Annotated in this window: 15 protein-coding genes and 2 riboswitches; of the genes, 5 read left to right on the plus strand and 10 right to left on the minus strand. The window is 72.0% G+C overall.

Going from position 1 to position 14617, the window contains the following annotated elements; genetic code table 11:
* Positions 1–183: 183 nt before the first annotated feature.
* Both OZN99_RS12560 and OZN99_RS12565 read right to left on the minus strand, forming a co-directional pair.
* Positions 184–1461: a TRAP transporter large permease gene (locus OZN99_RS12560; RefSeq protein WP_270935585.1), complete on the minus strand. Its 1278-nt coding sequence runs from the start codon at positions 1459–1461 to the stop codon at positions 184–186.
* Between the two features lie 9 nt (positions 1462–1470).
* Entirely contained in the window at positions 1471–2034 is a 564-nt protein-coding gene (locus OZN99_RS12565; RefSeq protein ID WP_270935586.1) for a TRAP transporter small permease, read from the minus strand.
* 65 nt (positions 2035–2099) lie between these two features.
* Between OZN99_RS12565 and OZN99_RS12570 the strand changes: the two genes are divergently transcribed.
* Positions 2100–3212 (plus strand): mandelate racemase/muconate lactonizing enzyme family protein, encoded by a 1113-nt coding sequence (locus OZN99_RS12570; protein ID WP_270935587.1) that lies wholly within the window; start codon positions 2100–2102, stop codon positions 3210–3212.
* Positions 3213–3246: 34 nt separating this feature from the next.
* Here OZN99_RS12570 and OZN99_RS12575 read toward each other — a convergent pair whose 3' ends face one another.
* The 3 genes from OZN99_RS12575 to OZN99_RS12585 form a co-directional block, all read right to left on the minus strand.
* Entirely contained in the window at positions 3247–4236 is a 990-nt protein-coding gene (locus OZN99_RS12575) for a sialic acid TRAP transporter substrate-binding protein SiaP (protein ID WP_270935588.1), read from the minus strand.
* A gap of 85 nt (positions 4237–4321) precedes the next feature.
* Positions 4322–4774, minus strand: a complete 453-nt coding sequence (locus OZN99_RS12580) for a GNAT family N-acetyltransferase (RefSeq protein WP_270935589.1) — start codon at positions 4772–4774, stop codon at positions 4322–4324.
* Positions 4771–5331, minus strand: coding sequence for an NUDIX hydrolase (locus OZN99_RS12585; RefSeq protein WP_270935590.1), 561 nt, complete (start codon positions 5329–5331; stop codon positions 4771–4773). The genes OZN99_RS12580 and OZN99_RS12585 overlap by 4 nt, the downstream gene beginning before the upstream one ends.
* 490 nt (positions 5332–5821) lie before the next feature.
* Here OZN99_RS12585 and OZN99_RS12590 point away from each other — a divergent pair, with 490 nt between their 5' ends.
* On the plus strand, positions 5822–6004 hold the full coding sequence (locus tag OZN99_RS12590; RefSeq protein ID WP_270935591.1) for a Flp family type IVb pilin: 183 nt from the start codon (positions 5822–5824) through the stop codon (positions 6002–6004).
* A gap of 67 nt (positions 6005–6071) precedes the next feature.
* On the opposite strand, the gene gcvP is transcribed toward OZN99_RS12590, so the two are convergent.
* The 5 genes from gcvP to OZN99_RS12615 all read right to left on the minus strand — a co-directional run bounded on the left by gcvP (position 6072) and on the right by OZN99_RS12615 (position 11966).
* Positions 6072–8975: an aminomethyl-transferring glycine dehydrogenase gene (gene gcvP / locus OZN99_RS12595; protein WP_270935592.1), complete on the minus strand. Its 2904-nt coding sequence runs from the start codon at positions 8973–8975 to the stop codon at positions 6072–6074.
* A complete protein-coding gene (gene gcvH / locus OZN99_RS12600; RefSeq protein ID WP_270935593.1) occupies positions 8972–9349 on the minus strand; it encodes a glycine cleavage system protein GcvH in 378 nt (125 codons plus the stop codon). Before gcvH ends, gcvP begins: the two co-directional genes overlap by 4 nt.
* A 13-nt stretch (positions 9350–9362) precedes the next feature.
* A complete protein-coding gene (gene gcvT / locus OZN99_RS12605) occupies positions 9363–10484 on the minus strand; it encodes a glycine cleavage system aminomethyltransferase GcvT (RefSeq protein ID WP_270935594.1) in 1122 nt (373 codons plus the stop codon).
* Between the two features lie 54 nt (positions 10485–10538).
* Positions 10539–10672: riboswitch (glycine riboswitch) on the minus strand.
* 2 nt (positions 10673–10674) lie between these two features.
* Positions 10675–10778, minus strand: a riboswitch (glycine riboswitch).
* Between the two features lie 43 nt (positions 10779–10821).
* The gene (locus OZN99_RS12610; protein ID WP_270935595.1) at positions 10822–11394 is read right to left on the minus strand and encodes a histidine phosphatase family protein; all 573 of its coding nucleotides are present in this window, start codon (positions 11392–11394) and stop codon (positions 10822–10824) included.
* On the minus strand, positions 11391–11966 hold the full coding sequence (locus OZN99_RS12615; protein ID WP_270935596.1) for a hypothetical protein: 576 nt from the start codon (positions 11964–11966) through the stop codon (positions 11391–11393). The genes OZN99_RS12610 and OZN99_RS12615 overlap by 4 nt, the downstream gene beginning before the upstream one ends.
* A gap of 143 nt (positions 11967–12109) precedes the next feature.
* Here OZN99_RS12615 and ispH point away from each other — a divergent pair, with 143 nt between their 5' ends.
* From ispH to rnhA, 3 genes are read left to right on the plus strand one after another with little or no spacing between them, the layout of a single operon-like run.
* Entirely contained in the window at positions 12110–13096 is a 987-nt protein-coding gene (gene ispH, locus OZN99_RS12620; RefSeq protein WP_270935597.1) for a 4-hydroxy-3-methylbut-2-enyl diphosphate reductase, read from the plus strand.
* A 5-nt stretch (positions 13097–13101) separates the two neighbouring features.
* Entirely contained in the window at positions 13102–14082 is a 981-nt protein-coding gene (locus OZN99_RS12625; RefSeq protein ID WP_270935598.1) for a homoserine kinase, read from the plus strand.
* An 8-nt stretch (positions 14083–14090) separates the two neighbouring features.
* Positions 14091–14534 (plus strand): ribonuclease HI, encoded by a 444-nt coding sequence (gene rnhA / locus OZN99_RS12630; protein WP_270935599.1) that lies wholly within the window; start codon positions 14091–14093, stop codon positions 14532–14534.
* Positions 14535–14617 lie beyond the last annotated feature (83 nt).

Raw genomic sequence — 14617 nt, forward strand, 5'->3', positions numbered from 1 at the left:
AGCAGCACCGGGATGTCGCGGCCGCGCGCCGCGTCCCGCCACGTGCCGGCCAGCGCAGCCGCGGGCGTGGCCGCCCGCACGACTGCGGGGGTGGCGAGCAGGGCGAGCAGGGCGCGGCGTGCGGGGTCGGCCATGCCACGAAACTTGCGTCGCCAATCCGGCGGCACAAGCGCCGCGCCGCGTTCAACGATAGATCAGCGTCGGCAGCCAGAGCACCATCCCGGGCCAGTAGGTGACCAGCCCCAGGCAGATGAAGAGCGGGATGAGGAAGGGCGCGCAGGCCTTCGTCGTCTGTTCGAAGGTGAGGCCCGAGACGCGCGCCAGGATGTAGAGCACCATGCCGACCGGCGGCGTCAGCAGGCCGATCATCAGGTTCAACACCATGACGATCCCGAAATGCACGGGATCGACGCCGATCTCCACCATCAGGGGCAGCAGCACGGGCACCAGGATGGTGATGGCGGCCACCGTCTCGAGGAAGCAGCCCACCACCAGCAGGAAGAGGTTGACCAGCAGCAGCACCACCCAGGGCTCGCGCGTGATGTTCAGCACCATCGCCGCGACGTCCTCGGTCACGCGGGTCGTGGTGATGAGCCAGCCGAAGATCGAGGCGCCGGCGACGATCAGCAGCACCACGGCCGTCGTCTCCACCGTCTCCATCGTGACGCGCAGAAGGCCGCGCCAGGAGAGCGTGCGGTAGACGACGACGCCGAGGAAAAGCGCGTAGAAGGTCGCCGCGATCGCGGCCTCGGTCGGCGTGAAGGCGCCCGACGTCATGCCGCCGACCAGCAGCACCGGCGTCATCAGCGGCAGGAAGGCGCGCTTGAAGGTGTGGCCGAGCCGTGCCCAGCGGAACTCCGCGTCCCGGTCGAAGCCGCGGCGATGCGCGACGAAGGCCACCCACATCATCAGCACGGCGGCCATCAGCAGCCCGGGGATCAGCCCGGCGGCGAAGAGCTGCCCGACCGAGGCATTGGCCATCACGCCGTAGATCACCAGCGGCAATGATGGCGGGATGATCGGCCCGATGGTGGAGGACGCGCCGGTCAGCCCGACCGCGAAGGGCAGCGGATAGCCGTGGTCGCGCATCGCGCGGATCTCGATGTTGCCGAGCCCGCCGGCATCCGCGACGGCGGTGCCCGACATGCCCGCGAAGATCACGCTGCCGGTGACGTTCACATGGCCCAGCCCGCCCTTCAGCCAGCCGACGAGGGCGGTGGCGAAGCTGTAGATGCGCTCCGTGATGCCGGCGCTGTTCATCAGGCTGCCGGACATGACGAAGAAGGGGATCGCCAGCAGCGGGAAGCTGTCGATGCCCGAAGCCATCCGGTGCAGCACCACCAGCGGCGGCACGGACTGGTCGAACCAGACATAGATCAGCGAGCCGGCCCCGAGCGCCACCGCCACCGGGACGCCGGCCAGCAGCAGGCCGAGGAAGCCGACGAACAGGATCCAGGTCATCCGCGGCGCCTAGATGTGCACGCCGGCGGTGGGATCGGCCGCCTCCGGCTCACCGGCGCGGAAGCGCGCGATGGCGGCGAGCGCGGCGCGGATGGTGGTCAGCACCAGGCCGAACAGGATCGCCCAGTAGACATAGGCCAGCGGCCAGTCGATCACGACCATGGGCTGGAAGCGCATCGCCTCCGCCACCTGCCAGCAGAGCCAGACGGAGATGGCGTAGAAGGCGATGGCGATGCCGGCCGCGGCGAGGTGCACCCAGCGCCGCGCGCCGGGCGGCAGCATGTTGGGCAGGAACTCCACGGTGATGTGGGTGCCGCGCCGCGCCGCCATCGCGCTGCCGCAGAAGGCCAGCGCCATCAGCATGTAGCGCGCGATCTCCTCGGTCCAGGCGATGCTGTCGTTCAGCACGTAGCGGCTGAAGAACTGCAGGAAGACGACGCCCGCCAGCGCCCAGAACAGCGCGAAGGTCAGCCAGTCCTCCGGCGCCATGTCCGCGGGCGGCTCGGGTGCCTCGGCCTCCTCGCGCGTCAGCTCGACGAAGAGGTCCTCGTCATCCCCGGCCGGCCTGTTCAAGCGCACCCCTCCCGTCATTCGCGCGGGACGCTACCATCGCCGGAAGCACAGGGTGGAATGAACAGATGTCCAGAATCACGCGGGTCGAGATCCTCATGGTGGACCTCAAGCCCAAGGTCGTGCGCAGCGACGCGATCCAGTCCTTCGTCTCGCAGGAGACGCCGATCCTGCGCATCACCGACGCGGATGGCGCGACCGGCACGGGCTACACCTACACCATCGGACAGGGCGGATCCTCGGTGGTGGCGCTGCTGCGCGACCACCTGGTGCCGATGCTGATCGGGCGCGAGGCGGATGCGATCGAGGCGATCTGGCGCGACCTGTTCATGGCGACTCACGCGCTCTCCGTCGGGCCGCTGACGGCGCTGTCGCTGGCGGCCATCGACACCGCGCTGTGGGACCTTCGCGGCGTGAAGCTGGCGCGGCCGCTGCACCTGCTGGCCGGCGGCGCGCAGCCGCGCATCGCAGTCTACACGACCGAAGGCGGCTGGCTGCACATCGACGAGGCCGAACTGGTCGCGGAGGCGGAGGCCGCGGTGGCCGCGGGCTTCGCCGGTACCAAGATCAAGGTCGGCCGGCCGCGCCTGCAGGAGGATGTGGCGCGGCTGTCGGCCGTGCGCGCGGCGGTCGGCGACGCCTTCCAGGTGATGACGGACGCCAACCAGGGCTTCACCGTGGCGGAGGCGATCCGCCGCGCCGGCGCCTTCGAGGCCGCGGGCCTGGACCTGGCCTGGTACGAGGAGCCGCTGCCGGCGGAGGACGTGGAGGGCCATGTGCGGCTGTCCGCCGCCACGCGGATCCCGGTCGCAGTGGGCGAGAGTCTCTATCATCCGGCGCAGTTCCGCGACTACCTGGCGCGGGGCGCCTGCTCCGTCGTGCAGGTGGACGTGGCGCGCATCGGCGGCATCACGCCCTGGCTGAAGGTCGCGCACTTGGCCGAGACATTCAACGTGCCGGTCTGCCCGCACTTCCTGATGGAGCTGCACCTGCCGCTGGTCTGCGCCGTGCCGAACGGCGCCTGGCTGGAGCACATCCCGCAGCTCGACGACCTGGCGACCAGCCGCGTCACGGTGCGCGACGGCTTCGCCGCGCCGCCGGATCAGCCGGGCAACGGCATCGCCTGGGACTGGAAGGCCATCGCGGCGCGCCAGGCCTTCACGCCGATCGTGGTGGGGTAGGGGGCCGCGCGACGCGGCCCCCGCCGTCCTCGGCTCAGCCCGGGCGGCTGCCGATCGCCTGCAGGCGATCGTACTGCTCCCGCGTCCAGCCTGCGCCGGCCGCGGCGTCGTTGTGCAGCGGCACGGCCGCGGCGCGGAACGCCGCGCGGTCCGGGCGCTGCACGGTCTTGCCCTGCTGCTCGAACCAGGCCGGAAGCGCCTGCTCCTGGCGGCGGATCTCCGCCGTCGCGCGGTCGGCGGCCTCCTTCAGCACCTGCTGGAAGGTCGCCTTGTCGGCATCGTTCAGCCGCCGCCAGGTGTTGCCGGAGACGATGGTGAGCAGGCTTTCGGTGATGTGCGCCGTCAGCGAGATGTGGCTCTGCACCTCGTAGAACTTCTTGGCCTGGATGGTCGGCAGCGGGTTCTCCTGCCCGTCCACCGTGCCCTGCTGCAGCGCCAGGTAGACCTCGGCGAAGGCGATCGGCGTGGCGTTGGCGCCGACGCTGCGGGTGAACATCAGGTAGAGCGGCGCCTGCGGCACGCGCAGCTTCATGCCCCGCATGTCCTCCGGCCGCATGATGGAGCGGTTCGCGGTGACGTGCCGCTCCCCGTAGTAGGTCAGCGCCAGCGCGCTGTGGCCGGACTGGCGGTTGTAGCCGGCGAACATCTCGCGCAGCAGTTCGCTGTCGCGATAGCCCATGAAGTGCGCGTAGTCGCGGAACACGTAGGGCGCGTTGCTCACCGCGATCGGCCGGAAGGTGGCGCCGGCGAAGGACGCGCCGGTGTAGATCATGTCCACCGTGCCGAGTGCCAGGCCCTGGTTGATCGTCGGCTCGTTGCCCAGCGCGCTGGCCGGGAAGACCTCGATCGCCCAGCGGTTGTTCGTGCGCTGCTGGATCTGCTGCGCGGCCCACAGCGCCTCGGTGTGGTAGGGCTCGTTGGTCTCGTAGACATGCGCCCAGCGCAGCCGCGTCTGCGCTTGCGCGGCGCGGCCCAGAAGCGCGGGTGCGGCGAGCGCCGTCCCGATCAGGGTCCTGCGATGCATGGCCTGCTCCTCCCCTTTCCATGCGCGCCCTGGCGGCGCTTGTTGCAGGAGCATGCCCATGCGGGCCGGTGCGGTGCAAGCGCCGTCAGGGCAGCTTCCGGTCGTAGGTGATCCACATGGTCCGCGTCGCCAGCCGGTCGTAGACGCCGCGGCCGCGGTAGTTGTCGTCCGCGGTGATCCAGCGGATCACGCTCCAGCCGCGCCGCCGGCCTTCCGCGGCCACCGCCTCGATCAGCGTATCCGCCACGCGCCGCCCGCGCGCCTCCGGCGCGACGAACAGATCGTCCAGGAAGCCGCCGATGCTGGCCGAGAGCGGCCGCGCGAAGGGGCGGTAATGCGCCAGGCCTATGGCGCGGCCGGCCGCATCCTCCGCCACCAGGGCCTTCACCTCATGGCCGGGGTCCATGATCCAGCCCCAGACCGTCGCGCGCATCTCCTCCGTCTGCGTGACGCGGTAGAACTCGGCGTAGCCGGCATAGAGCCGTTCCCAATCCTCGCGGTGCCGCGCATGCAGCGGGACGATACGCAGGTCGCTCACAGACGGATCCTCCCCGTGGCGGCCAGGCCGGCGATCAGCGCGCCGACGTGCATGGCCTGGCCGATCATGCCCTGGCCGATGCCGGCCAGCACCTCCTCCACCCGGGGGCAGTGCACCTCGATCTGCTCGCCATCCTCATGCGCGACCGGCGCGGCCAGCGCGACCCCGGTGGCCAGCACGACATGCAGCCGGTTGGTCTGGATCGCGGGGTTCGGGAAGCTGGCGAAGAGCGGGCGCCACGCGCGCGCCGCGTGGCCGGTCTCCTCCAGCAATTCGCGCCGGGCGGTCTCGGTCGGGTCGGCATCCCCGGGGTCCATCACGCCGCCGGGCAGTTCCAGGCACCAGGCCTGCGCGGCGTGGCGCCACTGGCGCACCAGCACCAGCCGGTCGTCGTCGGTCACCGGCACAACCACCACCCAGTCCGGATAGTCCAGCACGTACCAGGGCGAGATCTCCACGCCGGCGGCGGTGCGCAGCCGGTCGGCGCGCAGCCGGATCCAGCGATCCTCGATCAGCGTGCGGCTGCCGAGGACGGTCCAGGGGGAGGGTGGTGCCATGCGCCGAGCCTCGCCCCGGCCGGGGTGGGAGACAAGGTCGGGCCCGGTATGGCGGCCCGGAGCGCAATCTTCGCGTGTCACGTAAAATGAGACGTTTGGGCTGCTCGCAGGCGACGAAAAAAGAAGAACTTTTTCATTGTATGTATCGCGCGGCATGCGTATCGTGTCGGTGTCAGGAACCGTCAGGAAGTGGGAACCGACATGCGTGGACCTTGCACCGCCAGCCTCGCGGCAACCCTGGGGGACCGTCGGGGGGTCACGAGCCTGGAATACAGCCTCGTCGCGGCCTTGGTCGCGCTTGGCGCCTCCGCCGCCCTGTCCGGCTTCGTCGCGCGTCTCGAACCTCTGTTCCAGCGCATGGTCGGGGTGGCCGGTTCGATTATGTAAGGATCGCGCTGGCGGGCCGTGCCCGCCGGTCTGCGTCGCGGTTGCGGCTGCAGGAGCGCCCGGGTTACCTCTCCCTCCGTAGGCTCAACGGCCGGAGGGAGACGTGCCGCTGCCCGCCCTGCATGCCATGCTGCGTGACCGCCGCGCCGTGACGACGCTGGAATACGGCGTCATCGCCGGCTGCATGATCACCGCTCTCGTGGTCGCCTTCGACCCCTTCGATTCCCAGCTGACCAAGCTGTTCGAACGCCTGGTCTCGCTGGTGAACCGCACGGTGGACGGCTGACGCGCCGGGACTGCGACGAAGCCCGGTCGGCAGCGGCGCGGCCCGCGGGCGCGCGCCGCGCCGTCCCTCACTCCGCTGCCTGGGCGTAGGCCTCCAGCGGCGCGCAGGTGCAGACCAGGTGACGGTCGCCGTGGACGTTGTCCACGCGCTTCACCGGCGGCCAGTATTTCCGCGCCGCGACCCAGGGCAGGGGGAAGGCGGCCTGCTGGCGCGTATAGGCATGCGACCAGCCGTCCGCCATCACTTCGGCCGCGGTGTGCGGCGCGTTCTTCAGCGGATTGTCCGCCTTGTCCGCCCGGCCCTGCTCGATCGCCCGGATCTCGCCGCGGATCGCGATCATCGCCTCGATGAAGCGGTCCAGTTCGCCCTTGGTCTCGGACTCGGTGGGCTCGACCATCAGCGTGCCGGCGACCGGCCAGGACATGGTCGGCGCGTGGAAGCCGAAATCCTGCAGGCGCTTGGCGATGTCCTCCACCGTCGCGCCGCCATTCTGCTGGAAGCCGCGGCAGTCCAGGATGCACTCATGCGCCACCATCCCGTTCGCGCCGCGATACAGGATGGGGAAGTGCGGCGCGAGCCGCGCGGCGATGTAGTTCGCGTTGAGGATCGCGACCTCCGTCGCGCGCGTCAGGCCCTCCGGGCCCATCATGCGGATATAGGCGTAGGAGATCGGCAGGATCGACGCGCTGCCGAAGGGCGCCGCGCTGACCGGGCCGAAGCCCGTCGCCGGGCCGGCCTCGGCGACCATCGGGTGGTTCGGCAGGTGCGGCGCCAGATGTGCGGCGACGCCGATGGGCCCCACACCCGGGCCGCCGCCGCCATGCGGGATGCAGAAGGTCTTGTGCAGGTTCAGGTGGCACACGTCGGCGCCGATTGCCGCCGGGCTGGTCAGGCCGACCTGCGCGTTCATGTTCGCGCCGTCCATGTACACCTGCCCGCCGCGCGCGTGGATCAGTTCGCAGATCGCGCGGATCTCCGTCTCGAACACGCCGTGGGTGGAGGGGTAGGTCACCATCAGCGCCGAGAGCTTCGCCGCGTGCTGGTCGGCCTTCGCGCGCAGGTCGTCGAGGTCCACGTTGCCGTCGCGGTCGCAGCCCACGACCACCACCTTCATCCCCGCCATCACGGCGGAGGCCGGGTTGGTCCCATGCGCGGAGGAGGGGATCAGGCAGACGTCGCGATGCGCCTCGCCGCGCGCATGGTGGTACGCGCGGATCGCCAGCAGCCCGGCATACTCGCCCTGGCTGCCGGCGTTGGGCTGCAGCGAGACGGCGGCGAAGCCGGTGACCGTGGCGAGCCAGGATTCCAGCCGCCGGATCATCTCGATGTACCCCTCGGCCTGGTCCACCGGCGCGAAGGGATGGATGGCGCCGAAGCCCGGGAAGGTTACCGGGATCATCTCGGCCGTCGCGTTCAGCTTCATCGTGCAGGATCCCAGCGGGATCATGCTGCGGTTCAGCGCAACGTCCTTGTCCTCCAGGCTCTTGAGGTAGCGGAGCATCGCATGCTCGGCGTGGTGCGTGTTGAACACGCTCGCCGTGCAGAAGCCGCTCTGCCGCGCCAGCGCCGCGGGCAGGCCGCCCAGCGGCGCGATCCCGTCCAGCGGCTGCGCGGCGGTGCGCGTCGCCTCCGCGATGGCGGCGACGAGCTGCGCCAGGTCCTTGCGCGTCACCGTCTCGTCCAGCGCGATGCCGACCACGCCATCCGCATGCCGCGCCAGGTTGAAGCCGCGCTTCAGCGCTGCGGCGACCAGCGCATCGGCCTTGTCGCCGGCCTCGATCGCGACGGTGTCGAAGAAGGCGTCATGGCGCACGGAAAGTCCCGCCGCCTTCGCCGCGCCGGCGAGCAGGCGCGCCTGCAGCGCGACGCGGCGCGCGATGCGCTTCAGCCCCTCCGGCCCGTGCCACACCGCATACATGCTGGCCATGACGGCCAGCAGCACCTGCGCGGTGCAGATGTTGGAGGTCGCCTTCTCCCGCCGGATATGCTGCTCGCGCGTCTGCAGCGCGAGGCGCATGGCCGGCGCCCCGGCCGCGTCCACACTCACGCCGACCAGCCGCCCGGGCATCAGCCGCTTGTAGGTGTCCTTGACCGCCATGTAGGCGGCATGCGGCCCGCCATAGCCCATCGGCACGCCGAAGCGCTGGGTGGAGCCGACGACGACGTCGGCGCCCATCTCGCCCGGCGGCGTCAGCAGCACGAGCGACAGCGGGTCGGCCGCCACGACCGCGAGGCCGCCCACGGCCTGCACCGCGGCGATCTCCGCGCGCAGGTCGCGCACCTCGCCGGTCGCGCCGGGATACTGCAGCACCAGCGCGAAGGGCTTCTCTGCGGCGACCGTGGCGGCGACGTCCCGCGGCGCGGCGACCACGACCTTGAGGCCCAGCGGCTCGGCGCGGGTGCGCACGACGGCGATGGTCTGCGGCAGCACGTCCGCGGCCAGCACGATGGTGTCGGACTTCCCCCGGGTGGCGGCATGCGCCAGCGCCATCGCCTCCGCCGCCGCCGTCGCCTCGTCCAGCAGCGAGGCATTGGCGACCGGCAGGCCGGTCAGGTCGGTCACCATGGTCTGGAAGTTCAGCAGCGCCTCCAGCCGGCCCTGCGCGATCTCCGCCTGGTAGGGCGTGTAGGCCGTGTACCAGCCCGGGTTCTCCAGCACGTTGCGCAGGATCACCGGCGGGGTCAGCGTGCCGTGGTAGCCCAGGCCGATCAGCGACTTGATGTCGGCGCGGTTGCGCGCGGCCAGCGCGCGCAGCTCCGCAATCGCCTCGGCCTCGTTCACCGCGTCCGGCAGGGTGGCGCGGAAGCCCTCGCGGATGCTCGCCGGCACCGTCTTCTCCGCCAGCCCGGCCAGGCTCTCCGCGCCCACCTCGCGCAGCATCGCCGCGATCTCGGCCTCGGAGGGGCCGATGTGGCGGCGGATGAACTCGCCATGATCCTCGAGGGCAGCGAGGTCGGTCAGCGCGCTCATGCCACGGTTTCCAGGAAGGCGGCGTAGGCGGCCTCGTCCATCAGCGCCGCCACGGCGGCCGCGTCCACGCCCTGCAGCCGGAAGAACCAGCCTTCCCCGGTCGGGGAGGAATTGATCAGCGCGGGGTTCTCGGCGAGGGCCGCGTTGGACTCCACGATCCGGCCGGCCACCGGCGCATAGACGTCGGACGCCGCCTTCACACTCTCCACCACCGCGATCGCCTCGCCGGCGCTGACCTCGCGCCCGGCCTCGGGCAGGTCCACGAAGACCACGTCGCCGAGCGCGGTCTGCGCATGGTCGGTGATGCCGACCGTCGCGACGTCGCCCTCCAGGCGGATCCATTCATGGTCCTTGGTGAAACGCAGGTCTGCCATGGGTCGGGACTCCTCAGCGGGCGTAGCGGTGGGGTGTGAAGGGCAGCGGCGCGACGCGCGCCGGGATCGGCTTGCCGCGCACCATGAGTTCGAGCGGTGTGCCGTCGGCCGCGTGCTCGCGCGCGACGTAGCCCATGGCGACCGGCCCGTTGACGGACGGGCCGAAGCCGCCGGAGGTGACCTCGCCGATCGGGGTGCCGCCGGCCTGCACTTCCGTATGCGCCCGCGCGGGCTGGCGGCCTTCCGGCCGGATGCCGACGCGCAGGCGCTTCGCGCCGCCGTCCAGTTCCTCGCGCACGCGCTCCGCCCCCGGGAAGTTCCATTCGGTCCGGCGGCGCTTGCCGATGGTCCAGACCAGGTTGGCCTCGACCGGGCTCGTCGTCTCGTCGATGTCGTTGCCGTAGAGGCAGAGCCCGGCCTCCAACCGCAGCGAGTCCCGCGCGCCGAGCCCGGCCGGGGCGACGCCGGCCAGCGCGAGCAGCGCACGCGCGAAGCTCTCCGCCCGGTCGGCCGGGACGGACATCTCCACCCCGTCCTCGCCGGTGTAGCCGGACCGGCTGACGATGGCGGGCGTGCCGGCGATGTCGAAGGTGCCGATGCCCATGAAGGGCAGGGCGGCGATGCCGGGGGCGAGGGTCGCGATGGCGGCGACGGCCTGCGGGCCCTGCAGCGCCAGCAGGGCGCGGTCGGGCAGGGGACGCAGCGCGACGCCGGCCGGCAGCGCGGCCTCGATCAGCGCGAAATCCTCGGCCTTGCGGCTGGCATTCACCACCAGGAACAGCCGGTCGCCGAGATTGGCCACCATGAAGTCGTCGAAGATGCCGCCGGCCATGGTCGTCAGCAGGCCGTAGCGCTGGCGGCCGGGCTTCAGCCCCTGCACGTCGGCCGGCGTCAGCAGCTCCAGCGCCTTCGCCGCATCTGCCGTGCCTCCGGCTCCGACCAGTTCCGCCTGGCCCATGTGGGAGACGTCGAACAGCGCCGCGGCGCTGCGGCAGTGCAGGTGTTCCGCCATGATGCCGGCGGGGTACTGCACGGGCATGGCATAGCCCGCGAAGGGCACCATGCGTCCGCCGAGCCCGCGATGCAGCGCGGCCAAGGGTGTCTCGAGGAGCGACTCGCCGCCAGGTTCCGCCACGGTGCCTCCAAGGGCTCCCGCCGCCGGAATCGGCGTCGGGTCATCCGTGGCCCCCCTCTGTCCCGTGACCTGAGAGATTCGGCGGCGATTCCATGGAGGCAACGTGGCCATCGCCACGCACCCCGCCGGAAGCCGGCGCCTTACTCCGTCGGTGCCGCGCCCCGTTCGGAGCGTGGGCTTTCCAGAGGTCCCTACCCGCGCGGCCCTTCTGCCTGAGCGTTTCCGGGGGCCGGTTGCGCCTTCGGCGGGTGCGCGGGTGTTGCAGCCCGGGCACCTCTCTCCCGCGCGGGATCTGCGGGATGCGCGGGTATGACTCAGCGGCGTGGCGGGCGCAACCTCACTCCAGCACCCGCCACTCCGGCGTCGCCAGTCGCCACGCCGGCAACTCGACGACGAACCAGCAGCCCGGCGACGGCTGGTCCAGCGCGCGGCTGATCGGCGCGCCCAGCAGGTGGCCGCGCAGCAGAGCGCCCACCGCGCCATGCGCCGCCACCAGGATGTCGCCCACGCCGTTCTCCTCGGCCGCCACCGCGCGCACCGCGGCGACGATCCGCGCCTGCGCATCCGCCGCGCGCTCCCAGCCGCGTACGCTCTCCGTGGGGCGCCCGAAGAAGGCATCGGCCATGCGCTCGAACTCCGGCGGCGGCAGGAAGCCGGTGGCGCTGCGGTCGTTCTCGCCCAGGTCCTCGCGCACGCGGACCCCGATTCCCCGCGCGCCGGCCAGGATGGCGGCCGATTCGATCGCCTTGCATTCCGTGCTGGCCCAGGCCGCGGTCAGGCCGGCCGTGACGGGATGCGCGGCGAAGCGGCGCAGCTTCGCGATGCCGCTGTCCCTCAGGTGCCAGCGGGGCACCGGCACGGCCGGGTCGATCACGACCTCCGGGTGGGTGAGGAAGAGCAGGCGCCTCAACGCGGCCCGCGCTGGCGGTTCTGCGCCAGCTCGTCCGGCGTCAGCTGCAACGACACCCGCACCAGGTACTCGGCCGCCCGCCGGCCTTCCTCCACCGTCAGCGTCAGCTGCTCGGGCCGGGCAACGAAGGTCGTGCGCTGCACGTTGGGCGGAAAGACCATGCGCGCGATCCCGTCTCGACGGGCCAGCTCGGCGGTGTCCTCCGGGTTGGTCAGGGCGACGAACCAAGGCAGGTCCACCGTGCGGCCCTGCGCCGCCGGGCCCAGCTCGGCGTCGAAGCGCGGCGTCACGCGGATGGCCAGGCGGCGCGTGTCGCGGCCGATGAAGTCGCAGGTCGCCTCGAAGCCGGAGATGCGGACGTCCACCACCTGCGCCGTGAGGTCGCGCGGGGCGCCCTGGCGGAAACGTGTAATGTCCGCGCCCTCCGCCAGGATGGCGATGCGCGGGCAGGGCGCGGTGCTCCCCGGCGCCGGGCCGGAGCCGCAGGCCGCCACCAGCAGGGCGAGGCCCAGCGCACCGGCCTTGGCACCGGCCCTCGCCCCCTGGCGGCGCATCTGCATCCCGAAGCCCATCCGGCCGTTCTCCCCTGGCACACCCGGCCCTTCCGGCATCCCGATGCGGCCGGTAGGGTGGCGCTTCACCATCCGCTCCGGTATCGCATCGCCGCCGGGTCCGGGCCACCCCCGCCCGGCCTGCCCGAGACATGCCCCAAGCCATGACCCTGGACGCCGCCCGGCCGAAGCTTTCCCTCCTGCTCGCTGCCCCACGCGGCTTCTGCGCCGGCGTGGACCGGGCCGTGCGCATCGTGGAGGAAGCGCTCTCGCGCCACGGCGCGCCCGTCTATGTGCGGCACGAGATCGTCCACAACCGGCATGTGGTGGACGACCTCCGCGCCCGCGGCGCGGTCTTCGTGGAGGAGCTCAACGAGATCCCGGACGATGGTCGCCCGGTGGTGTTCAGCGCGCATGGCGTGGCCAAGGGCGTCGTCTCGGAGGCGATGCGGCGGCGGCTGTTCACCCTGGACGCGACCTGCCCCCTGGTCACCAAGGTCCACCGTGAGGCGGAGCGCCACCATGCCCGCGGCCGCCACATCCTGCTGATCGGTCATGCCGGCCACCCCGAGGTGGTCGGCACCATGGGCCAGCTCCCCGACGGCGCCGTGACCCTGGTGGAGAGCGTGGAGCAGGCGGCCAGCGTGACCCCGCCGGCCGGCTTGCCCCTGGCCTGGACCAGCCAGACCACGCTGTCGGTGGACGACACGGCGGAGATCGTGGCGGCGCTGGCCGCACGCTTCCCGGGCCTCGCCGGGCCGGCGAAGGACGACATCTGCTACGCCACCTCCAACCGCCAGGCGGCGGTCAAGGCGGTGGTGGGACGCGGGGCGGACCTCGTGATCGTGGTCGGCGCGCCCTATTCCTCGAACTCCGTCCGCCTGGCGGAGGTCGCGGAGCGCGCGGGCGCGCGCCGCGCCGTCCTGGTCCAGCGCGGCGCCGACCTCGACCCGGCCGTGGCCGATGGCTGCGCCGCGGTCGGCCTCACGGCCGGGGCCAGTGCGCCGGAATCCCTGGTGCAGGAGGTGATCGCCCGCCTCGCCACCCGCTTCGACCTGGCGGTGGAGGAGGTGCGCGTGGCGGAGGAGCGGATCGAGTTCCGCCTGCCCCCCGCGCTGTCCCGCAGCCCCGGTGCGATGGCGGCGGAATAGGTCGGATGGCGGTCTACACCGAGGTCTCGGACGAGGCGCTGCGCGCCTTCCTGGCGGAATACGAGCTCGGCGGCCTTCTGGCCTTCCGCGGCATCGCGGAAGGGGTCGAGAATTCCAACTACGCGCTGCGCACCGAACGCGGCGACTACATCCTGACGCTCTACGAGAAGCGGGTGGACCCGAAGGAACTGCCCTACTTCCTGGACCTGATGGAGTTCCTGGCGCGCCGCGGCGTGCCCTGCCCGGTCCCGGTCGATGGCCGCGACGGCCAGGCGCTGCGCCATCTCTGCGGCCGGCCGGCGGCGATCTGCACCTTCCTCGAGGGAGTCTGGCCGCGCCGCGTTCGGCCCGAGCACCTGGCGCCGCTGGGCGCGGCACTGGCGCGGCTGCACGTGGCCGGCGCGGGCTTTCCCGTCTATCGGCCGAACGCGCTCGGCCCGGAGGGCTGGGGGCCGCTGCTGCAGGGCTGCCGCGCCCGCGGCGACGAGGTGCAGCCGGGACTGGTAGCGGAGCTCGACCGGCATCTCGGCGACATCCTGGCCGCCTGGCCGAAGGTGGGCACGCTGCCGGACGGCCAGATCCATGCCGACCTGTTCCCGGACAACGTCTTCTTCCTGCCCGACGCGCAGGGGCGGCCGCAGGTTTCCGGCCTGATCGACTTCTACTTCGCCTGCACCGACCTGCTGGCCTACGACGTCGCCGTGTGCCTCAACGCTTGGTGCTTCGAGCCGGACGGGTCGTTCAACGTGACCAAGGCGCGCGCGCTGCTTGCCGCCTACGAGACGCTGCGCCCGCTGACGAAGGCGGAGCGCGCGGTGCTGCCGGTGCTGTGCCGCGGCGCGGCGATCCGCTTCCTGCTGACCCGCCTGTACGACTGGACGCACACGCCGCCAGGCGCGCTGGTGACCCGCAAGGACCCGCTGGAATACCTGCGCAAGCTGCGCTTCTTCGCGCGTGCGGAGACGGCCGAGATGATCGGGGCGTGAGCGGCGCGATGACCGACCCGCTCGTCGAGATCTGGACCGATGGCGGCTGCCGCCCCAATCCGGGACCGGGCGGCTGGGCGGCCATCCTGCGCTACGGCACGACGGAGAAGGAGCTGTCGGGCGCCGATCCCGCCACCACCAACAACCGCATGGAGCTGACCGCCGCGATCAGCGCGCTGGAGGCGCTGAAGCGCCCCTGCAAGGTCATCCTGCACACCGACAGCGAATACGTGCGCAACGGCATGGAGCGCTGGGTGAAGGGCTGGGTGCGGAACAACTGGCGCAACAGCGCGCGCGACCCGGTGGCGAACTACGAGCTGTGGCAGCGCCTGCTGGCCGCGGCGCAGCCGCACGAGATCGACTGGCGCTGGGTGCGCGGCCATTCCGGCGACCCGATGAACGAACGCGCCGACCAGCTGGCGACGGCGGCGCGGGTCGGGCTGGGCGCCTGACCCGCGCGAGCCCGGCAGGCCGTCACGGCGCCTCGCGCAGCACGTCCCGCACCGGGCGGCGCACGGCGGGCACCGGCTTCGGG

Origin of the sequence: Falsiroseomonas oryzae (genome assembly GCF_027856955.1) — a bacterium.
Taxonomy (GTDB): Bacteria; Pseudomonadota; Alphaproteobacteria; order Acetobacterales; family Acetobacteraceae; genus Falsiroseomonas; species Falsiroseomonas oryzae.